Source organism: Pedococcus sp. 2YAF34 (genome assembly GCF_052114585.1).
Classification (GTDB): Bacteria; Actinomycetota; Actinomycetes; order Actinomycetales; family Dermatophilaceae; genus Pedococcus.
Genome location: NZ_JBFRFA010000004.1, coordinates 109,351 through 129,628, shown reverse-complemented (window position 1 = coordinate 129,628; position 20,278 = coordinate 109,351). Strand labels below are relative to the sequence as shown.

Annotated in this window: 19 protein-coding genes; 17 read left to right on the top strand and 2 right to left on the bottom strand. The window is 72.2% G+C overall.

Features of this window, described 5'->3' with window-relative positions:
• Positions 1–111 precede the first annotated feature (111 nt).
• The 11 genes from AB4Z02_RS04035 (at position 112) to prmC (ending at position 13,334) form a co-directional block, all read left to right on the top strand.
• Positions 112–1,461, top strand: coding sequence for a homoserine dehydrogenase (locus AB4Z02_RS04035; protein ID WP_441969470.1), 1,350 nt, complete (start codon positions 112–114; stop codon positions 1,459–1,461).
• On the top strand, positions 1,461–2,546 hold the full coding sequence (gene thrC, locus AB4Z02_RS04030; RefSeq protein ID WP_441969468.1) for a threonine synthase: 1,086 nt from the start codon (positions 1,461–1,463) through the stop codon (positions 2,544–2,546). Before AB4Z02_RS04035 ends, thrC begins: the two co-directional genes overlap by 1 nt.
• The gene (gene thrB / locus AB4Z02_RS04025) at positions 2,546–3,484 is read left to right on the top strand and encodes a homoserine kinase (protein ID WP_441969466.1); all 939 of its coding nucleotides are present in this window, start codon (positions 2,546–2,548) and stop codon (positions 3,482–3,484) included. Before thrC ends, thrB begins: the two co-directional genes overlap by 1 nt.
• A 237-nt stretch (positions 3,485–3,721) precedes the next feature.
• Positions 3,722–5,659: a transcription termination factor Rho gene (gene rho / locus AB4Z02_RS04020; protein ID WP_441969464.1), complete on the top strand. Its 1,938-nt coding sequence runs from the start codon at positions 3,722–3,724 to the stop codon at positions 5,657–5,659.
• A gap of 294 nt (positions 5,660–5,953) precedes the next feature.
• Positions 5,954–6,337: a response regulator transcription factor gene (locus AB4Z02_RS04015; protein ID WP_235531420.1), complete on the top strand. Its 384-nt coding sequence runs from the start codon at positions 5,954–5,956 to the stop codon at positions 6,335–6,337.
• Positions 6,334–7,377: a HEAT repeat domain-containing protein gene (locus AB4Z02_RS04010; RefSeq protein ID WP_056883517.1), complete on the top strand. Its 1,044-nt coding sequence runs from the start codon at positions 6,334–6,336 to the stop codon at positions 7,375–7,377. Before AB4Z02_RS04015 ends, AB4Z02_RS04010 begins: the two co-directional genes overlap by 4 nt.
• Entirely contained in the window at positions 7,374–8,816 is a 1,443-nt protein-coding gene (locus AB4Z02_RS04005; RefSeq protein WP_441969461.1) for a glycosyltransferase family 2 protein, read from the top strand. The genes AB4Z02_RS04010 and AB4Z02_RS04005 overlap by 4 nt, the downstream gene beginning before the upstream one ends.
• A complete protein-coding gene (locus AB4Z02_RS04000) occupies positions 8,813–10,912 on the top strand; it encodes a sensor histidine kinase (RefSeq protein WP_441969459.1) in 2,100 nt (699 codons plus the stop codon). The genes AB4Z02_RS04005 and AB4Z02_RS04000 overlap by 4 nt, the downstream gene beginning before the upstream one ends.
• A 97-nt stretch (positions 10,913–11,009) precedes the next feature.
• Complete coding sequence (gene rpmE / locus AB4Z02_RS03995) at positions 11,010–11,234, top strand: 50S ribosomal protein L31 (RefSeq protein WP_056883520.1); 225 nt, start codon at positions 11,010–11,012, stop codon at positions 11,232–11,234.
• Between the two features lie 130 nt (positions 11,235–11,364).
• Positions 11,365–12,465, top strand: coding sequence for a peptide chain release factor 1 (gene prfA / locus AB4Z02_RS03990; RefSeq protein WP_441969456.1), 1,101 nt, complete (start codon positions 11,365–11,367; stop codon positions 12,463–12,465).
• Entirely contained in the window at positions 12,462–13,334 is an 873-nt protein-coding gene (gene prmC, locus AB4Z02_RS03985; RefSeq protein ID WP_441969454.1) for a peptide chain release factor N(5)-glutamine methyltransferase, read from the top strand. Before prfA ends, prmC begins: the two co-directional genes overlap by 4 nt.
• A gap of 19 nt (positions 13,335–13,353) precedes the next feature.
• On the opposite strand, the gene AB4Z02_RS03980 is transcribed toward prmC, so the two are convergent.
• Positions 13,354–13,944, bottom strand: coding sequence for a TetR/AcrR family transcriptional regulator (locus AB4Z02_RS03980; protein ID WP_441969452.1), 591 nt, complete (start codon positions 13,942–13,944; stop codon positions 13,354–13,356).
• A 104-nt stretch (positions 13,945–14,048) separates the two neighbouring features.
• Between AB4Z02_RS03980 and AB4Z02_RS03975 the strand changes: the two genes are divergently transcribed.
• The 5 genes from AB4Z02_RS03975 (at position 14,049) to AB4Z02_RS03955 (ending at position 18,847) form a co-directional block, all read left to right on the top strand.
• Complete coding sequence (locus AB4Z02_RS03975) at positions 14,049–14,726, top strand: NADPH-dependent F420 reductase (RefSeq protein WP_441969450.1); 678 nt, start codon at positions 14,049–14,051, stop codon at positions 14,724–14,726.
• Positions 14,727–14,728: 2 nt separating this feature from the next.
• Positions 14,729–15,604 carry an SDR family NAD(P)-dependent oxidoreductase gene (locus tag AB4Z02_RS03970; RefSeq protein ID WP_441969448.1) on the top strand — a complete coding sequence of 292 codons (876 nt, stop codon included), beginning with the start codon at positions 14,729–14,731 and terminating at the stop codon, positions 15,602–15,604.
• Positions 15,605–15,667: 63 nt separating this feature from the next.
• Positions 15,668–16,417 (top strand): L-threonylcarbamoyladenylate synthase, encoded by a 750-nt coding sequence (locus tag AB4Z02_RS03965; protein ID WP_056883526.1) that lies wholly within the window; start codon positions 15,668–15,670, stop codon positions 16,415–16,417.
• On the top strand, positions 16,414–17,700 hold the full coding sequence (gene glyA, locus AB4Z02_RS03960; protein WP_441969446.1) for a serine hydroxymethyltransferase: 1,287 nt from the start codon (positions 16,414–16,416) through the stop codon (positions 17,698–17,700). Before AB4Z02_RS03965 ends, glyA begins: the two co-directional genes overlap by 4 nt.
• Positions 17,701–17,728: 28 nt before the next feature.
• Entirely contained in the window at positions 17,729–18,847 is a 1,119-nt protein-coding gene (locus AB4Z02_RS03955) for an MraY family glycosyltransferase (protein WP_441969444.1), read from the top strand.
• Positions 18,848–18,853: 6 nt separating this feature from the next.
• Here the strand turns inward: AB4Z02_RS03955 and AB4Z02_RS03950 are convergent, their stop codons facing one another.
• Positions 18,854–19,465: a GNAT family N-acetyltransferase gene (locus AB4Z02_RS03950; protein WP_441969442.1), complete on the bottom strand. Its 612-nt coding sequence runs from the start codon at positions 19,463–19,465 to the stop codon at positions 18,854–18,856.
• A 121-nt stretch (positions 19,466–19,586) separates the two neighbouring features.
• On the opposite strand from AB4Z02_RS03950, the gene AB4Z02_RS03945 reads away from it, so the two are divergent.
• Positions 19,587–20,150 (top strand): hypothetical protein, encoded by a 564-nt coding sequence (locus AB4Z02_RS03945; RefSeq protein ID WP_441969440.1) that lies wholly within the window; start codon positions 19,587–19,589, stop codon positions 20,148–20,150.
• The last annotated feature ends 128 nt before the right edge of the window (positions 20,151–20,278 follow it).

Here is a 20,278-nt window from a genome sequence, read left to right as displayed (position 1 = left end):
CGCCCCGGCGCAAGATCGTCCGGATGACGGAACAATGAGCGTCCACGACGTGGTCACGCGGCACCATGGGCCGCACGCACACCAAGCCCCTCGGGGCGCTGAGGAGCACTCGTGAGTGACAGCCAGAACGCCGCGGCAGGCGAGCCGCTGCGCGTCGCCCTGCTCGGGTGTGGGGTGGTGGGGTCCTCGGTGGCCCGCATGCTCGTGGACCACGCCGACGACCTGGCGGCGCGGGTCGGCCGACCGCTCGAGCTCGTGGGCATCGCCGTACGGCGCGCCGGCCGCGACCGCTCGGACCTCCCCGTCGACCCGTCGCTGTTCACCACCGACGCCGACTCGCTCGTCACCCGCGCCGACATCGTCATCGAGGTCATCGGCGGCATCGAGCCGGCCAAGGGCCTGATCGAGAAGGCCATGGCCCACGGGGCGTCCGTCGTGTCAGCCAACAAAGCGCTGCTCGCCGAGGCCGGCCCGAGCCTCTACGCCGCCGCGGCCCAGCACGGGGTCGACCTCTACTACGAGGCCGCGGTCGCGGGCGCCATACCGATCCTGCGCCCCATCCGCGAGTCCCTCGCGGGCGACGACGTGCGCAAGGTCCTCGGCATCGTCAACGGCACCACCAACTACGTCCTCGACAAGATGGACACGACCGGCATGGGCTTCGCCGAGGCCGTCGAGCAGGCCCAGGCGCTCGGCTACGCCGAGGCCGACCCCACCGCCGACGTCGAGGGTTTCGACGCCGCCGCGAAGGCCGCGATCCTGGCGTCGCTGGCGTTCCACACGCGGGTCTCCAGCGACCAGGTCCACCGCGAGGGCATCACCGAGGTCAGCGCTGCCGACGTCCAGGCCGCACGCGAGATGGACTGTGTCGTCAAGCTGCTCGCGATCTGCGAGCGCACCGAGGCAGCCGGTCCTGACGGCCGGCCAGCGCCCGGGGTCAGTGTCCGGGTCCACCCGGCGATGATCCCGCGGTCGCACCCGCTCGGTGGCGTCCGCGACGCCTTCAACGCGGTGTTCGTCGAGGCCGACGCGGCCGGCCAGCTCATGTTCTACGGCAAGGGTGCCGGCGGCGACCCGACCGCCAGCGCGGTCCTCGGCGATGTCGTCGCCGTGGCGCGCCACCGGGTCGGCGGCGGCCGCGGCCCGGGGGAGTCCGCGTATGCGGACCTGCCCGTCCTGAGCATGGGCCAGGCCCTCACGAGGTACCACATCAGCCTCGCCGTGGCCGACCGCCCGGGCGTGCTCGCGCAGGTCGCCACCGCGTTCGCCGCCCACGACGTCTCGATCGAGACGGTGCGCCAGAAGGTGGTCGAGGGGGAGGACGGGGCGCCCACCGAGGCCAGCCTCGTCGTCGTCACCCACACCGCCCCCGATGCCGCGCTGTCCGCGACGGTGGAGGCCCTCGCCGCGCTCGACACCGTGCGCGAGGTCACCTCCGTGATGAGGGTGGAGGGCGCCTGATGGCCACGTTGTGGAAGGGCGTCATCCGCGAGTACGCCGACCGCCTCCCGACGCTCGCCGGTGCGCCGGTGGTGACGCTGCAGGAGGGCGGCACGCCGCTCATCCCCGCCGAGCACCTGTCGTCCCTCACCGGGGCGGACGTCTGGGTGAAGTACGAGGGGCTCAACCCCACCGGCTCCTTCAAGGACCGGGGCATGACGGCGGCGATCTCGGTCGCCGCGCGCAACGGCGCCAAGGCGGTCATCTGCGCGTCGACGGGCAACACGAGCGCCAGCGCCGCGGCCTACGCTACCAAGGCGGGTATGGCGTGTGCGGTCCTCGTCCCGGACGGCAAGATCGCGATGGGCAAGCTCAGCCAGGCCATCGCCCACGGGGCGACCCTCCTGCAGGTCGACGGCAACTTCGACGCCTGCCTCACGCTGGCCCGCAAGCTCGCCGAGGCCTACCCCGTCGAGCTGGTCAACTCGGTCAACCCCGCTCGCATCGAGGGGCAGAAGACCGCCTCCTTCGAGGTCGTCGACGCCCTCGGCGACGCCCCTGAGATCCACTGCCTCCCCGTCGGCAACGCCGGCAACATCACCGCCTACTGGAAGGGCTACCGCGAGTACCACCGCGACTCCGACCAGCCCGGCCCGGCGACGCGGCTGCCGCAGATGTGGGGCTTCCAGGCCGCGGGTGCGGCGCCGATCGTCCTCGGCCACCCGGTCGACGAGCCAGACACCGTCGCCACCGCGATCCGCATCGGCAACCCGGCCTCGTGGAAGCAGGCGGAGGCCGCCCGCGACGAGTCGGGCGGGCGGATCGAGTCGGTGACCGACGAGCAGATCCTGCACGCCCACCGAGTGCTGTCCTCGCGTGAGGGCATCTTCGTGGAGCCGGGTTCCGCTGCGTCCGTCGCCGGGCTGCTGCAGGCCGCCGAGGCAGGGAACGTGCCCGCCGGGGCCACCATCGTCTGCACCGTCACCGGCCACGGCCTCAAGGACCCGCAGTGGGCCCTGCGCAACGCCGACGGATCCGACGTCACGCCGACGCGGGTGCCGGTCGACGCGTTCACCGCCGCGCAGGCGCTGGGGCTGGACGGCTGATGGCGGCTGCCCTGCGAGCGGGGGCGGCCGTCGAGGTGCGGGTGCCGGCCAGCAGCGCCAACCTCGGGCCCGGCTTCGACTCGGTGGGGCTCGCGCTCGGGCTCTGGGACACCTGTGTCGCCACCGTCACCGAGGCACCCGGGCTGCTGATCGAGGTCGAGGGCCAGGGCGCGGGGGAGGTGCCCCTCGACGCCACCCACCTCGTGCACCGCTCGATGCTGCGGGCGTGGGACGAGCTCGGCGTGGCTGCACCTTTCGGCCTCTCCCTGCGGTGCCGCAACGAGGTGCCCCACGGGCGGGGCCTCGGTTCGTCGGCGACCGCGATCGTCACGGGCATCGTTGCGGCCCAGGCACTTCACGACGTATCCCGCGGGTGCGAGGGCGACGTCGACCTCGCCTTCACCAACACGCTAGCCGCGCGCATGGAGGGTCACCCGGACAACTCCTCGGCCTCCGTCTTCGGGGGCCTCACCCTGTCGTGGTCCGACGGCGGCGACGACCCGACGCACACCCTGCGGCTGGACCTGCACCCCGACGTGCGCGTGCTCGTCCTGGTGCCGGCGAAGCAGCTGTCCACCGCGAAGGCCCGCTCGGTGCTGCCGACCCACGTCCGGCACGGCGACGCGGCGCTCAACTCGGCGCGGGCGGCGCTGCTCGTGCAGGCCCTGACCGCGCACCCGGAGCACCTGCTGGCCGGCACCCGGGAGTGGCTCCACCAGGAGGCCCGGCGCGAGTCGTTCGGCGGGTCGATGGAGGTCGTCGACCGGCTGCGGGCCGCCGGGCACGCCGCCGTCATCTCCGGCGCCGGCCCCTCGGTCCTCGTGCTCTCGACCGTCGGCCCGGTCGACGGCGTGGAGGCCCTCGTCGACGACGCCTGGGACGTCCTGTCGCCCGGCGTGCCGACCACAGGTGCGCAGGTCAGGCGCCTCCGGCCCTGAGGCGACAATCTGGGCACGTTGGACTTCTGGCAGGGGCAACGGTGTTACATTGAGCACGCACCCGCAGCCGATGGCGCCCCTTCGCCCATCCACCAGCGGGTCGCACCCTCCACATGCTGGCGGCCTTGACGCCGCCTGCCTCGCTGTGCCGCATGTGGCTCCACCGGTCAGCGTTGCCTGACCCAAGCACCGGCCCGGGATCTGAACCCGGCCGCATACGAGGGGGAAGGATCCTTCGTGACAGACACCACCACTCTCGACACTGCGTCGTCGCAGGACGAGAAGCCGCGCCGTTCCGGCGCGCTGAGCACCATGAAGGTGGCCGAGCTCCAGGGGCTCGCCGCGAGCATGGGCATCACCGGCACCGCCAAGATGCGCAAGGGTGACCTCGTCACCGCCATCAAGGACCGCCAGTCCGGTGGCCCGGCGCCGCGCAACGACCACGGCCGTTCCGTGGCCACCGAGACCGCGACCGCGCCGGCCTCCCAGCAGCAGAGCACCCCTTCTGCCGAGGTCGCGCAGGCCGACTCCGCCCAGGCCCCGTCGCAGGCCGCGCCCACGCAGGACGGTGCCCCCCGTGCCCGTCGCGAGCGCGGCGAGCGCCGTGAGCGAACCCAGCAGCAGCGCGAGGAGCGCCAGCAGTCCCGCGAGGCCGCGGCCGAGCGCCAGCAGGACGACCGCCAGTCAACTCGCGACGACCGCCAGCAGGGCGAGCGCGGCGACCGCAACGAGCGCGGCGACCGCCAGCAGCCCGAGCGCGGCGACCGCCAGGGTCAGCGCGACCAGCAGGGCGAGCGCAACGACCGCCAGCAGCCCGAGCGCGCCGACCGTCAGCAGGGCCAGCGCGACCAGCAGCAGGACGGTCAGGGGGGCCAGGGCCAGAACCAGGGCTACGGCGACGACGAGGACGGTCGTGGTGGCCGTCGCCGCAACCGCAACCGCAACCGCAACCGTGACAAGCGCGGTCGCGGCCGCGAGTACGGCGACTACGACAACGAGCCCCAGGTGGCCGAGGACGACGTGCTCGTCCCCGTGGCCGGCATCCTCGACGTGCTGGAGAACTACGCCTTCGTCCGCACCTCCGGCTACCTGCCCGGGGCGAACGACGTCTACGTCCCGCTGGGCACCGTCAAGAAGAACGGCATGCGCAAGGGCGACGCCGTCACCGGTGCGGTCAAGGCCCACGCGGACGACCAGCAGCTGAACCAGCGCCAGAAGTTCAACGCCCTGGTGCGCCTCGACACGGTCAACGGCATGTCGCCGGAGGAGGCCCGCAAGCGGGTCGAGTTCGGCAAGCTGACGCCGCTCTACCCCCAGCAGCGGCTGCGCCTGGAGACCGACCCGCACCTGCTCACCACCAGGGTCATCGACCTGGTGGCGCCGATCGGCAAGGGCCAGCGCGGGCTCATCGTCGCCCCGGCCAAGGCGGGCAAGACCATGGTCATGCAGGCCATCGCCAACGCCATCACGACCAACAACCCCGAGTGCCACCTCATGGTCGTCCTCGTCGACGAGCGGCCCGAAGAGGTCACCGACATGCAGCGCGCGGTCAAGGGCGAGGTCATCTCCTCGACCTTCGACCGCCCGGCGGAGGACCACACCACGGTGGCCGAGCTCGCCATCGAGCGGGCCAAGCGCCTGGTCGAGATGGGCCACGACGTCGTCGTGCTGCTCGACTCGATCACCAAGCTCGGGCGCGCCTACAACCTCGCCGCGCCGGCGAGCGGCCGGATCCTGTCCGGTGGCGTCGACAGCGCCGCGCTCTACCCGCCCAAGAAGTTCTTCGGGGCCGCCCGCAACATCGAGAACGGTGGCTCGCTCACCATCCTCGCGACGGCGCTGGTGGAGACCGGGTCGCGCATGGACGAGGTGATCTTCGAGGAGTTCAAGGGCACCGGCAACATGGAGCTCAAGCTCGACCGGGGCCTGGCCAACCGCCGGATCTTCCCTGCGGTCGACATCAACAACTCGGGCACCCGCAAGGAGGAGATCCTCCTCTCGGGCGAGGAGCTCAAGATCATGTGGAAGCTGCGCCGGGTGCTGGCGGCCCTCGACCAGCAGCAGGGCATCGAGCTGCTCATCGACCGGCTCAAGAAGACCCGCAGCAACGCGGAGTTCCTCATGCAGGTGCAGCAGAACTCCTCGCTGCGCCCCGGGGACGACGACCACAGCTGACCAGCTGCTCGGGTGCAAACCATCCGGGCGGGGCCCGTCACCGAAGAGGTGACGGGCCCCGCACCGGTCAGGTGGTCGGGGCCGCACCGGTCAGGGTCCGGTTCGACGTGCTTGCGCACGCTTCCGTCCGTTACCTGCCGACCTGTCGTCCCCCGACCGAGGGGCTGCCGGGTACGGCGTTCGGCTGGGTTTGCCGTGAGAATCCCATGGACGCGCGCCCAGTGCGTCGATTTCGGCCCGGAGCCCATACATTTGTACTACTGAGAACTACTGAGCGGGACGAAAGGACATGCTGTGGCTGTGCCGGATGGCGCCCGCGTGCTCATCGCTGACGACGACCCTGACATCCGTGACCTCGTGGAGTTCAAGCTCACGCAGTCCGGGTATGCCGTGGAGGCCGTCGGTGACGGGCTCGCCGCCTGGGAGTCCTTCCAGGCCGAGCGCCCCGCGCTGGTGATCCTGGACGTGATGATGCCGGGACTGTCCGGCATCGACGTGCTGCGCAAGATCCGTGACAGCGAGGACGGTGCCGTGCCGGTGCTCCTGCTGAGCGCCAAGTCCCGGGACAGCGACGTCGACACCGGCTTCGCCGTGGGGGCCGACGACTACGTCATCAAGCCGTTCAGCCCGCGCGAGCTGCTGCACCGGGTCAACGGAATGCTCGCCCGCGCCCGGTGACCACCCGCCCGCTCCTCCTGGGCATCGAGCTCCTGGTCCTGCTGGCCTGCCTGGCACTGGGCCTCAGCGTCATCTGGTCCAAGGTGACGCGCCTGCGTCGCGAGCGACGGACCGCGGCGTCCCTGGCCCCCGTGCGGGGCGCCCTCATCCAGCTCGCCGCCGGCGAGCCCGGCGGCCTGCGGATCCTGCGCAGCGCGCGCGGCAGGACCGCCGACGCGATCGACGAGGCGGCGGTGGCCCTGCTGGCAAAGGTGCGCGGCGAACCCGCGAGCCAGCTCGTCACCGTCCTGGAGCACCACGGCGCGCTGGAGCGGGCCAAGCTGGAGGTCTCCCACCGCTCGCCCGTACGCCGCGCCCGCGCGGTACAGCTGCTGGGCCTGGCCCGCGTGGACGACAGCACGGCACTCATCTCCGAGGCCTTGGAGGACGAGGCCTCCGAGGTCCGGGCCAGCGCTGCGTACGCCGCCTCATACCTGGCCGACCCCTGGCTCGCCGCTCCATTGCTGCGCTCGGTGGGCAACGGCGAGGGCATCCCCGCGGGTCTCGCCGCGGACGCCCTGCTGGAGATGGGCGTCGAGATCGCGCCCGTGCTGCGGGCCGCCATGCGCAACACCGCTCCCCGCACCCGCATGGTCGCTGCGCACGTGGCCGGCGTGGGCACGTTCGTGCAGGCGCTGCCCGAGCTGCGCGAGCTCATCGGCGCCGACCCCGACGTCACCGTGCGGGTGGAGGCGGCCGAGGCGCTCGGCTCGATCGGGCAGGACTCCGAGGTCGAGCTGCTGGCACGCCACACCCGGCCGGACCAGCCGACGGACCTGCGCCGCGCCTGCGCCGAGGCGATGGGCCGGATCGGCTCCCCGGTCGCCCACGACGACCTCGTCGGGCTCCTCGACGACGACGACCCGCGCCTCGCCGAGGTGGCCGCGGAGTCGCTGGTCCAGATCGGTCCTCGCGGGCGGGCCACGCTCGAGGGGCGTCGCCACCAGCCGGCCGCCGGCACGGCGCTCGTGCTGGCAGACCTCAGGGCGGCGCAGCGGTGAACGGCTTCCTCGACGGCCTCCGGACCGGGGTGCAATGGCTGTACGACGTCACCTCGGTGCCGATCCTCGTCTACTTCGTCGTCATCAACCTCTCGTTCCTCCTGCTCATCATCACGGCGGGCTTGCAGTTCCGCCGCTACCTGCGGATGCGCGACGCCTCGGTCGACACCCTCGGTGGAGAGCTCGCCCTGGGCGTCTCGGTGGTGATGCCCGCCCACAACGAGGAGGTCGGCATCGTCACCTCCACCACCGCGATGCTGAGCCTGCGCTACCCCCGTCACGAGGTCGTCGTCGTCGACGACGGCAGCACCGACAACACCTTCGAGGTGCTGCGCGAGGCCTTCGACCTCGTCCAGATCCCCCGGGAGGTCCCCATGGACCTCCCCCTGCGCGCCGAGATCCTCGGCGTCTTCGTCCCGCGCGACGGGCACACGCGCCTCGTCGTCGTGCGCAAGACGAACTCCGGGCGCTCCGAGGCCATCAACGCCGGCGTCAACGTCGCGGTCGAGCCGCTCATCGCGTTCATCGACGCCGACTCGATCCTCGAGCCCGACGCCCTGCTGCGCGTGAGCAAGCCGTTCACCGACGACCCGACGCGGATGGTCGCCACCGGTGGCACCATCCGGGCCGTCAACGGCAGCCGGGTCGTCTCCGGCCGCCTGGTCAAGCTCGCCATGCCGACCCAGTGGATCGCCCGGATCCAGGTCGTCGAGTACCTCCGCGCGTTCCTGGTCGGTCGCACCGGCTGGTCGCGCCTGGGCATGCTCATCCTCATCAGCGGTGCCTTCGGCATGTTCCGGCGCGACGTCGTCGTGGACGCCGGCGGGCTGGACCCCGACAGCATCGGCGAGGACTTCGAGCTGGTCCTGCGCATCCACCGCCGGATGATGGACCAGGGGCGCGACTACGCCGTCGAGTTCGTGCCGGAGCCGGTGTGCTGGACCGAGGTGCCCTCGACGCTGTCCGTCCTGGCCCGCCAGCGACGGCGCTGGCACCGTGGCCTCTGGGAGACCCTGTGGGCCTACCGCGGCATGCTCTTCAACCGCCGCTACGGCCGCATCGGTTTCTTCGCGCTGCCCTACTACTGGCTGTTCGAGCTCTTCGCGCCGCTGCTGGAGGGCTTCGGGATCATCGTCGTCGTTCTCGGCCTGCTGCTCGGGATCGTCAACGTGCCCTACGCGCTGCTCTTCCTCGTGCTGGCCTACGGCCTGGCGATCCTCGTGACCCTCGCGGCGATGTCTGTCGAGGAGTGGGCCTTCCACCGCTACCACCGCTGGCGTGACCTGTCGACGACGCTGGCCGCCGCGGTCCTGGAGAACATCGGCTACCGCCAGCTCACCGTCTGGTGGCGGCTCGGCGGCTGGTGGGCGAGCCTGCGCAAGAAGGAGCAGGTGTGGGGCGTCATGACCCGCGCCGGATTCGACGAGGCGACCGATTGACCAAGCCCTCCCTGTGGTCCGTGTCCGGCCAGCTCAGGCTGCTGGTCGTGGCGATGCTGTGCATCGTCCCCGTGGTCGCGGGATCCGCCCTGCTCACGGTGCGGTCCAACTCGCGCGACACGGCCCGTACGAGCCTGGCGTTCTCGCCGGCCATCGACACGACCGCCTCGATCCGCCAGCGCATGACCGACGCCAACGCCGCTTGGAGCCGCACCACGCAGACCGGGGTGGACGAGGGGGCGGCGCTCCGTGCCTCGATGAGCGAGGTCGAGCGCCTGGTCTCCCTCCAGGAGCAGGTGCTGCGACGTGACGTGCTCACGCGCAAGGAGCGGGCCACCTACGCCGACCTGACCAGCCGCCAGGAGACCGCCGCGAGGGCGTGGTTCTCCTGGGTGGCCGAGCGCCGCAGCCAGGACGGGCTGTCGCCGGCGGCGGTGCTGGCGGGTGCCGACGGGCGCATGGCCGAGTTCCGCTCGGTGTCCGACGAGCTCGAGTCCGAGCTCGTCGCCGGCCGCACGGCGGCGCGGGCCCGCATCGCCGGGGCGTTCGACCGGCTGCTGTCCATGATGGCCGCGCTCACTCTGCTGTCCGTGGTCGGCGCCTACCTCATGTGGCGCAGCATCGACGGCTCGCTCTCGGCCCCGGTCGCCCGGCTGCGCCAGGTCGTGGCCCGACAGCGCGGCGGGGACAACCTCGCCCTGGCCGATGCCTCGGGTGGCGCTGCAGAGATCCGAGCGCTGGCCGACGACTTCAACGAGCTCACCAAGACCAACCGCGCGCTGGTCGAGGAGCAGGCCCAGGTCCTGCTCATGCACCAGCTCGCCCTGGAGGTCGCCGACATGGTGCGCAGCGTCGACGACATCGAGGAGGCGCTGCGCCTCGTCTGCGCCCGGTTGGGCACCGGCATGCACGCCGACCGCGTCCTGCTCTACACCCTCGGTGACGGGCAGGAGGCGGTGGAGCAGCGGGTGCAGTGGCACCGCGACGACCTGCCGCCGCTTCCGCCGCTGCCGCCGTCTCTGATGACCATGGTGCCGGAGGTCAACCGCGAGCTGCGCCGCGACGCCTCGGTCTTCGTCATCCGCGACCTGCTCGACTCCACCGTGGTGCGCGACGAGCGGGCGCAGGCCTTCCACCGGGCCACCGGTGCCCGCTCGATGGTCATGGTGCCCGTCGGCGTGGGTGAGCGCGGACTCGGGGTGCTGGCCCTCATGACGGTCGACATCTACCGGCGCTGGCGGCGCTACGAGATCCAGGCCGCCCAGCAGTGCGCCGGCTACCTCGCCCAGGCCATCGCCCAGCTGCGGCTCAACGAGATGCAGGGCGAGCAGATGCGCCGGCTCACCGAGCTCGACCGCCAGAAGACCGACTTCATGGCGACGGTGAGCCACGAGCTGCGGACCCCGCTGACCTCGATCAGCGGCTACCTCGAGCTGCTCGAGGACGGCGACTACGGCGACCTCAGTGGCGTGCAGCAGTCGGCACTGCGGGTCATCGGGCGCAACGCCACCCGCCTCCGGGGTCTCATCGAGGACCTGCTCGTGCTCAACAAGATCGAGGCGTCCGGGCTCGAGTCGGACCCCGAGGACGTGCTGGTCTCCGAGATCGTGCGCGGGGTCAGCGAGATGCTCGAGCCCGTCGCCGCCGCGGGCGGGGTGCGCCTCGTCGTCGAGCAGGTCGACCCCTGCCTGCAGGTCCACGTCGACCGCATCCAGCTCGAGCGCGCCCTGATCAACCTGGGGTCCAACGCCGTGAAGTTCACCCCGACCGGGGGAGTGGCGACCATCTCGACCCGTCGGGAGGGCGACTCGGTGGAGATCGCGGTCGCCGACACCGGCATCGGCATCCCGGAGAAGGACCAGGCCAAGCTGTTCGACCGCTTCTTCCGCGCGTCCAACGCCAATGCCCAGGCCATCCCCGGCACCGGCCTGGGGCTGGCCATCGTGCGGGCGATCGTCGAGGGCCACGGGGGAGAGCTCGGGTTCGAGTCCACGGAGGGTGTCGGCACCACGATGACGATCTGCCTCCCACTGGTGCTGAGCGCCGCCCCCCGGCGCAGCCGCCCGGGGAATGCCTCCCGGGCCACCACCGTTTAGGAGATGTGCGCCGCTGTCTGGCACACTTGACCGCTGACCGGTTCACGGCCCGAGGCACCCGCCCCGCCGACCCGGCCACATGACCAAGGAGCACGCTTTGAAGAAGGACATCCACCCCGCGTACGTCGAGACCACGGTCACCTGCACCTGTGGCGCGACGTTCAAGACCCGCAGCACTGCGACCTCCGGCGAGATGCGCGCCGAGGTGTGCTCGCAGTGCCACCCGTTCTACACGGGCAAGCAGAAGATCCTCGACACCGGTGGTCGCGTGGCCCGCTTCGAGGCGCGCTACGGCAAGAAGGCCGCGGCCGAGTCCAAGTAGCTTCCCTGATGCGCCGGTCCTGACCCTCGAGGTCGGGGCCGGCGCATTGCTCTACCCGTCTGCCGGCGGCGCGACAGGGCGCCGGGCGGGCACCCCCGGCACCACCCGCGCACGACCTCAGGAGCCCCGCATGTTGGAGTCCGCCGCCGCCCTCGTCGAGGAGCACGCCGACCTGGAGAGGCAGCTCGCCGACCCCGAGGTCTTCGGTGACCAGGACCTCGTGCGTCGCCTCAACAAGCGGTACGCCGCGCTGGGACCGACCGTGGCCGCGTACCACGCCTGGCACGCGGCGACCGACGACCTGCAGGCCGCCCGCGAGCTGGCCAAGGAGGATGAGGGCTTCGCCGCGGAGGTGCCCGCGCTGGAGGCGACGCTGCAGGCGGCGGAGGACAAGCTGCGCCGCCTGCTCGTGCCGCGCGACCCCGACGACGACCGCGACGTCATCCTCGAGGTGAAGGCGGGGGAGGGCGGTGAGGAGTCGGCCCTCTTCGCCGGCGACCTGCTGCGGATGTACCTGCGCTACGCCGAGCGTCGCGGCTGGAAGACCGAGCTCATCGACGCGACCGAGTCCGACCTCGGCGGTTACAAGGACGTGCGGATGGCGGTGAAGGCCAAGGGGACGCCCGAGCCCGGCGACGCCCCGTGGGCGAGGCTGAAGTACGAGGGCGGGGTCCACCGCGTGCAGCGCGTGCCCGTCACCGAGAGCCAGGGGCGCATCCACACGTCGGCGGCCGGCGTGCTCGTCATGCCGGAGGCCGAGGAGGTCGAGGTGACCATCGACCCCAACGACCTGAAGATCGACGTCTACCGCAGCTCGGGCCCGGGCGGGCAGTCGGTCAACACCACCGACTCGGCGGTGCGCATCACCCACCTGCCCACCGGCACCGTGGTCTCCTGCCAGAACGAGAAGAGCCAGCTCCAGAACAAGGAGTCGGCGATGCGCGTGCTGCGCGCCAGGCTCCACCAGCTGGCCCAGGACGCCGCCGACGCCGAGGCGAGCGCCGCCCGCCGCAGCCAGATCCGTACGGTTGACCGCAGCGAGCGCATCCGCACCTACAACTTCCCGGAGAACCGCGTCTCCGACCACCGCACCGGCTACAAGTCCTACAACCTCGACACCGTCCTCGACGGCGAGCTCGACGCGGTCGTGCAGTCGGCCGTCGACACCGACGAGGCCGCTCGCATGGCCGCCGTCGCGGAGGCGTCCGGCTCCGCAGCCTCGTCCCGGTGACCGGGCCGCACGCTCCGGCCGACCTGCGGGCCGCGGTCCGAGGGGCCGCTGCCCGGCTGGCCGAGGCAGGGGTGCCGTCGCCGGACGTCGACGCCGTCGCCCTCGCGGCCCACGTGCTGCGCACCACGGCCTCGCAGGTCCGCACCGCGATGGTGGTCGGCGCCCCCGCGCCGGACCCTGCCGCCTACGGTGCGCTGGTCGAGCAGCGCGCCAGCCGCGTCCCGCTCCAGCACCTCACCGGGCGCGCCGCCTTCCGCCGCCTCGAGCTCGCCGTCGGACCCGGGGTGTTCACGCCCCGGCCGGAGACCGAGGTCGTGGCCGGGCTCGCCATCGACGCGGCCCGGGCTGTCGTCGCGGCGCCGGTCGTGGTCGACCTCTGCACCGGGTCGGGCGCCATCGCGCTCGCCGTCGCAGACGAGCTCCCGTCCGCGACCGTGTATGCCGTGGAGCTGGGGGAGGACGCGCACGCCTGGGCCGCGCGCAACGTCGCCGACACCGGCCTTCCCGTCACCCTCGTGTACGGCGACGCCACGACCGCCTTCCCCGAGCTCGACGGGACGGTCGACGTGGTCGTCTCCAACCCTCCCTACATCCCGGTCGGCATGGTGCCCGTCGACCCCGAGGTCCGCGACCACGACCCCGAGCTCGCCCTCTACGGCGGCAGCGAGGACGGCCTGGCCATCCCCCTGGCGGTGGGGGCCAGAGCCGCGGCGCTGCTGCGTCCCGGTGGGGTGCTGGTCATGGAGCACGCCGACAGCCAGGGCGAGTCGCTGCCCCGGGCCCTGGAGCGGACGGGGTGCTGGCGCGACGTGCGCGACGAGCGCGACCTCACCGGCCGGCCCCGCGCGACGGTGGCCGTCCGCGCCTGACGCCGGTCCCCGCGCTCCGTCAGGCGGCGTCGCGCGCCCGGACCGCCGCGTCGACCAGGGCGCGAGCCGACGCCTTCGCGGCCTCGGGCGCCTCGGGGCTGGCGTCCAGCGAGCCGCTGGCCAGGCCGCCGTCGAGCAGCAGGGTGAGGGAGCGCGCCAGCGCCTCGGGGTCGCGGGCCCCGGCTTGCCCGGCGAGCCCGCGCACCCACGAGAGCACTGCCGACTTGTGGGCCACGGTGCGGTCGTGGACCGGGGTGCCCGGTTGCGACTCGGCGGCAGCGTTGATGAACGCGCAGCCGCGGTAGCCCTCCCGGCGGCACGAGCTCCGCAGGGCGTCGAACATGCCGACGAGCTGGTCGGCGGGATCGGGACCGGCCGCGGCGGCGGCCTCGTGGAGCTGGCCGGTCCAGATGCCGTCGACCTTGTCGAGGTAGGCCACGACGAGGTCGTCCTTGGCGGGGAAGTGCTTGTAGAACGTCGCCTTCGCGACGCCGGACTCGGCGATGATCAGGTCGACCCCCACCGCCCGTATGCCGCGGGCGTAGAAGAGTGCGAACGCCGCGTCCAGGACGCGCTCGCGGGCCTCGCTCGGCCGGGCTGTGGTGGTCATGGACGCACTATACCTTGCAAGTAGACAGATCTGTCTGTTAGGTTCTCCGCGTCGCGGTAGACAGACCTGTCTACTGGCGCTCACGGTTCTGATCAGGAGTCCCCATGAAGATCGCAGTCCTCGGCACCGGCATGGTCGGCCAGGCCCTCGCCGGCCGCCTCAGCGAGCTCGGCCACGACGTGGTCATCGGCACGCGCGACCCGCAGTCCACCCTCGCCCGCACCGAGCCCGACGGCATGGGCAACCCGCCCGTCTCGGCCTGGCTGCAGGACCACCGGGCGGTCGGTCTCGCGACCTTCGCCGACGCCGTCGCCGGGGCGGAGCTGGTCGTCAACGCGACCAGCGGCAGCGGGGCCATCCCGGCCCTCGAGCTGGCCGGCGCCGACAACCTGGCCGGCAAGGTCGTGCTCGACATCTCCAACCCGCTCGACTTCTCGAACGGCTTCCCTCCCACCCTCTTCGTCAAGGACACCGACTCGCTCGGCGAGCAGGTCCAGCGCGCCTTCCCGCAGGCGCGGGTCGTCAAGACCCTCAACACCCTCAACGCCCACCTGATGGTGAACCCCAAGGCCCTGGGCCAGGAGTCGTCGGTCTTCGTCTCCGGCGACGACGCGGCCGCCAAGGCCACCGTCACCGAGCTGCTCGAGAGCTTCGGGCACACCGACGTCATCGACCTCGGCGACATCACCACGGCCCGCGGCACGGAGATGCTCCTGCCCGTCTGGCTGCGCCTGATGGGCGCCCTCGGCACGCCGGCGTTCAACTTCAAGATCGTGCGCTGACCATGACGCCCACGCCGGGTCGGCCGATGGCCGGCAGGACGGTGCTCGTCACCGGCGGGACCGGCGGGATCGGCGGCGCCACCGCCGCCGGTCTCGCCGCCCTCGGGGCGAGGGTGGGCGTCGTCGGCCGCGACCGGGCTCGGGCCGAGGGCGCCGCCGCGCGCCTGCGCGCGTCCGGCGGAGAGGTCGACGTCTTCATCGCCGACCTCTCGGCGCAGCGGGAGGTGCGCCGACTCGCCGACGAGGCGCTCGCGGCATACCCCCGCCTCGACGTCCTCGTGAACAACGTGGGCGGCTACTGGGCCCGCCGGCACGCCACCGAGGACGGGCTCGAGCGCACCTTCGCCGTCAACCACCTCACGCCGTTCCTGCTGACGAACCTGCTGCTGCCCCGGCTGCGTGAGAGCGCCCCGGCCCGGGTCGTCACGGTGTCGTCAGGCGCGCAGGCCATGGGCCGCATCGACTTCGACGACCTGGAGGGGGAGCGGGGCTACCGCGGCCAGCGCGCCTACAACCAGTCCAAGCTCGCCAACGTCCTGTTCACCTACGAGCTGGCCCGGCGCCTCGAGGGCACCGGTGTCACCGCGACGGTGCTGCACCCCGGCGTGGTGCGGACGGCGTTCGGCCAGGAGGACCCGGGGCGGTGGATGGCGGCCATGACGCGAGTGGCGCGGCTGTTCATGAAGACCCCTGAGGAGGGTGCCCGTACGTCGATCCACCTCGCCTCCTCGCCGGCGGTGGAGGGCGTCACCGGCCAGTACTTCGCGAACGAACGGCCGAAGCGGTCCTCGAAGGCGTCCTACGACCGGGCCGCCGCCGCGCGGCTGTGGGACGCCTCCGCACGGCTCGTGCACCTCACCGACGACCAGGGGGCCTGAGGGGCCTCGGTGAGGTCCGGGGCACCACGTCGCAGGGGTGGGGGCCGCAATAGGCTGCAGCCCATGAGTCCTGTGTACGACTGCACCACCGAGTCCGGCCGCGCCGAGGGCATCGCCGCCGCCGTCGAGGTCGTCCGCGACGGCGGCGTCGTCGTCCTGCCGACGGACACCGTCTACGGCATCGGAGCCGACGCGTTCTCCCCCGAGGCGGTCGCGTCCGTGCTGGCCGCCAAGGGCCGGGGCCGTGAGATGCCGCCCCCGGTCCTCGTGCCCAGCGTCCGCACCGTCGACGGCCTGGCCACCGACGTGCCGGAGTGGGCGCGTGACCTCATCCGCGAGTTCTGGCCCGGCCCGCTCACCCTGGTGCTCAAGGCCCAGTCCTCGCTGATGTGGGACCTCGGCGACACCAATGGCACGGTCGCGGTGCGGATGCCGAAGGACGACACCGCCCTGGCCCTGCTCGGCGAGGTGGGCCCGATGGCCGTCACCAGCGCCAACCTCACCGGCCGCCCGCCCGCGACGACCGTCACCGACGCCGCCGCCCAGCTCGGCGCCGCCGTCGCCGTCTACCTCGACGCCGGCCCGACCACGAGCACCGAGGTCTCCACCATCGTCGACTGCACCGCCGACGAGCCCGTCGTCCTGCGCGCCGGCGCCGTCACCCAGGAGCAGCTCGACGCCGTCCTGCACCCCGCCCCGGACGCCGAGGAGCCCGAACCCACCCAGGCCCTAGAGTTGCCGGCGGATCCGGCCGCCGACAGCACCCCAGACAGCAGCACCCCCGACAGCAGCACCCCAGGAGAGACGCGATGACCCAGAGCGCTGACACCTTCTACGGCTCCGACTTCGGCGCCCTGTCGTCCTTCGACCCCGAGATCGCCGGGGTCCTCGTGTCCGAGCTCGACCGCATCCGCAGCGGCCTGCAGCTCATCGCCTCGGAGAACATGTCCAGCCCCGAGGTGCTCACCGCGCTCGGCTCGACGTTGTCCAACAAGTACGCCGAGGGCTACCCGGGTCGTCGCTACTACGGCGGCTGTTCCGAGGTCGACAAGGCCGAGACCCTCGCCATCGAGCGGTGCAAGGCCCTGTTCGACGCCGACCACGCCAACGTCCAGCCGCACTCGGGCGCCAGCGCCAACCAGGCGGTCTACGGCGCCTTCATGCAGCCCGGCGACACGATCCTGGCCATGGCGCTGCCCATGGGTGGCCACCTCACCCACGGCACCAAGGTGTCCTTCTCCGGCAAGTGGTTCAACGCCGTCCACTACGGCGTCGACAAGCAGACCGAGGACATCGACTACGACGAGGTGGAGCGCCTCGCCAAGGAGCACCGCCCGAAGGTCATCCTCGCCGGCGGCTCGGCGATCCCGCGCCTGATCGACTTCGAGTTCTTCCGCAAGCTGGCCGACGAGGTCGGCGCGATCTTCTGGGTCGACGCCGCGCACTTCATCGGCCTCGTCGCCGGCAAGGCGATCCCGAGCCCGGTGCCCCACGCCGACGTCGTCACCTTCACGACCCACAAGGTGCTGCGCGGGCCGCGTTCCGGTGCGCTGGTCTGCAAGGAGGAGCACGCCACCAAGCTCGACAAGGCCGTGTTCCCGATGATGCAGGGTGGCCCGCAGATGCACACCATCGCGGCCAAGGCGGTCAACTTCAAGGAGTGCGCGACGCCCGAGTACCAGGCGTACGCCAAGCAGGTCATCGAGAACGCCAGGGTGCTCGCGACGTCGCTGGGGGAGAAGGGGATCCGTCCCACCACCGGCGGCACCGACACCCACCTGTCGCTGCACGACCTGCAGGGTGTGGGCGTCACCGGCGCCGACGCCGAGGCCCGTTCCGACGCAGCCGGCATCGTCCTCAACAAGAACGCCATCCCGTTCGACCCGCAGAAGCCCAACATCGCCAGCGGCATCCGCGTCGGCACCCCCTGCGTCACCACCCAGGGGATGGGCACCGACGAGATGCGGACCATCGCCGACCTCATCGCCAAGGCCGTCATCGAGGGCGACGCCGACCCCGACCACGCGGTCTCCAAGGAGGTCCGTGCGGGCGTGACGGACCTCGTGACCAGGTTCCCGGCATACCCTCGAGGCTGAGTCCCGACCCACCCGAGAGGCGCCCTGAGTGCGCGAGTACCTCCTCGTCCTGATGGTCGCCGCGGTGATCACGTATGCCGCGACGCCCCTCATGCGCGCCGTCGCCGTGCGTACCGGCGCGTTCACGCCGGTGCGCGACCGTGACGTCCACTCGACGCCGATCCCACGCCTGGGCGGGGTGGCGATCTTCCTCGGGTTCGCCGCGTCGATGCTCGCGGCGAGCCGGCTGCCGTTCCTCGGCCAGGTCTTCCGGCTGGGGCCCGAGCTCAACGCGGTGCTGTGGGGTGCGGCCATCGTCTGCGTCCTCGGGGCCATCGACGACATCCGCGAGCTCGACTGGCTGACCAAGATGGGCGGCCAGATGATCGCGGCCGGCATCATGGCGTTCAACGGCGTCACGCTCTTCCAGCTGCCGATCGGGGGCGTGACGGTGCTGCCGCAGCCGATCATGGTCGGCCTCACGGTCTTCGCCGTGGTGCTGTTCACCAACGCGGTCAACTTCATCGACGGGCTCGACGGGTTGGCGGCCGGTGTCGTCGTCATCGCCGCGTCGTCCTTCTTCATCTACAGCTACGGCATCTCGCGCACGTTCGACCCGCCCAACGTGTTCTCGTCGGCGACCTTCATCTCCGCCGCGCTGATCGGCTGCTGCCTGGGCTTCCTGCCCCACAACTACCACCCGGCACGGTTGTTCATGGGCGACTCCGGGGCGCTGCTCCTGGGGCTGCTGCTCGCCGCGGCCACGATCTCGACGACGGGCAACGTCACGCCGTCCCAGGTGAGCACCAACCCGGTGGCGGCGACGCTGCTGCCGCTCGTGGTGCCGGCCGCCATCATCCTGCTGCCGCTGGTCGACATCCTGCTCGCGGTGGTGCGCCGCACCCGGCGCGGTGAGCGGCCGTGGAGCCCGGACAAGCAGCACCTCCACCACCGCATGCTCCAGATCGGTCACGGGCACCGTCGCGCGGTGCTGCTGCTGTGGATGTGGGCCGCGGTGGCCGCCCTGGGCTCGGTGAGCTTCATCTTCATCCAGGACGCCCGGGTCGCGGGAGCCGGCGTGCTCGCTGCCGTGGTCGTCGTGGGCGTGCTCACCATCTGGCTGCCCCGGTGGGCCCCGACCGGCGGCCGGGTCCGCCGCATCTCCTGATGGAGGTCAGCCGAGCCGCTGCTCGAGCCCGGCGCGCACGCGTGGCCACTCGTCGCGCAGCACGCTGAAGACCACGGTGTCGCGGAAGGTGCCGTCGGCCCGCCGGGTGTGCCGGCGCAGCACGCCCTCGCGCGTCGCACCGAGCTTGGCGATCGCCGCCTGGGACCGCTCGTTGACGGCGTCGGTCTGGATCTTCACCCGGCCGAACCCGCAGTCGAACGCGTGCCCGAGCAGCAGCAGCTTGCACTCCGGGTTCACGGCCGTGCCCCACCAGCGCGACCCGTACACCGTCCACCCCAGGTGCAGGCGCTCGTGGACGAGGTCGACGTCGCCGAGGGAGGAGGTGCCGACGACGGTGCCCTCCTCGCCGAGCCCGCCGACCCCGGTCAGGCGCACCGTGTATGCCGTGCGGCCGGCCGCGCGGGCCGCGACCGCTGCGTCGACAAGCGCCCGGGTGGCGGCGAGGTCCGGGGGAGGGGCCGCCATGACGTAGCCCTGGGAGTAGACGACCGGGTCGGTGTGGACGGCGTGCAGGCCCTCGGCATCAGCCGGTCGCACGGGGTCCAGCCGGACGAAACGGCCGATGAGGGGGCAGCCGGTCGGGGGATGCGCGGTCACGGGTCGCAGGCTAGCGCCGACCGGTTTGCCCGGTTCGACCCACACCACGACCCCCGATGTCCTAGCGTCACGCCCCGAACGAGACGTCCGCGACCCGCGCGGCGCCCAGCAGGGGGGAACCATGAGCACGACCGACAACCTCATCCCGGAGCCGCCCAAGGCCTCCGTCCCGACGCCGGCGCCGGCCCCGGTGCTGCCGGAGGTGGGGCCGTTCGACGCCACTGCGCTGTACACCCAGGCGCAGCAGCCGGTCGAGATCGTGTCCCGCGGGATCCTGTTCTCGCTGGCCGCGGTGCCGCTCGGGATGGCCGTCGCCGTCCTGGTCTGGGAGCTCGGCTTCGTCGCCTCGATCTCCAGCTTCGTCATCGCCGGCGCCGGGGCGGCGCTCTACACCAAGGGCGCCACCCGGACGCCGAACCGTGGCCTGGTCCCGCTGGTGCTCGTGGTCCTCGGCGGCGTCGCCCTGTCCTTCTTCGCGGTCGTCACCGCCGACCTGGTGGACTTCTACAACACCCCGCAGGGCCAGTCCCTCGGCTACCCGTCGGTGGTGGACTTCGTCAGCGCCAACCTCTTCACCGGCAACGTGCTGTCGTCCTACGGCTCGCAGGCGGTCATGTTCGTCCTCTTCGCCGCACTCGGCGTCTTCGGCACGGTGCGCCGCCTGGTCCGCGCCCGTCAGGCCTGAGGCACCCCGCTCCACGACGACGGCTGCCCACGACGGCTGCCAGCGTCGGCTGCCCACGACGACCCCCACGACGGCCCGGTTCCCCACGGGGGACTGGGCCGTCGGCCTGTCGACGGGGTGCCTCCTGC

Bases quoted from the DNA above. Each gene is read 5' to 3' on its own strand.
- thrC (WP_441969468.1), top strand. From the start codon at position 1,461: ATGGCCACGTTGTGGAAGGGCGTCATCCGCGAGTACGCCGACCGCCTC.
- thrB (WP_441969466.1), top strand. From the start codon at position 2,546: ATGGCGGCTGCCCTGCGAGCGGGGGCGGCCGTCGAGGTGCGGGTGCCG.
- prfA (WP_441969456.1), top strand. From the start codon at position 11,365: ATGTTGGAGTCCGCCGCCGCCCTCGTCGAGGAGCACGCCGACCTGGAG.
- AB4Z02_RS03980 (WP_441969452.1), bottom strand. From the start codon at position 13,944: ATGACCACCACAGCCCGGCCGAGCGAGGCCCGCGAGCGCGTCCTGGAC.
- AB4Z02_RS03975 (WP_441969450.1), top strand. From the start codon at position 14,049: ATGAAGATCGCAGTCCTCGGCACCGGCATGGTCGGCCAGGCCCTCGCC.
- AB4Z02_RS03970 (WP_441969448.1), top strand. From the start codon at position 14,729: ATGACGCCCACGCCGGGTCGGCCGATGGCCGGCAGGACGGTGCTCGTC.
- AB4Z02_RS03965 (WP_056883526.1), top strand. From the start codon at position 15,668: ATGAGTCCTGTGTACGACTGCACCACCGAGTCCGGCCGCGCCGAGGGC.
- glyA (WP_441969446.1), top strand. From the start codon at position 16,414: ATGACCCAGAGCGCTGACACCTTCTACGGCTCCGACTTCGGCGCCCTG.
- AB4Z02_RS03945 (WP_441969440.1), top strand. From the start codon at position 19,587: ATGAGCACGACCGACAACCTCATCCCGGAGCCGCCCAAGGCCTCCGTC.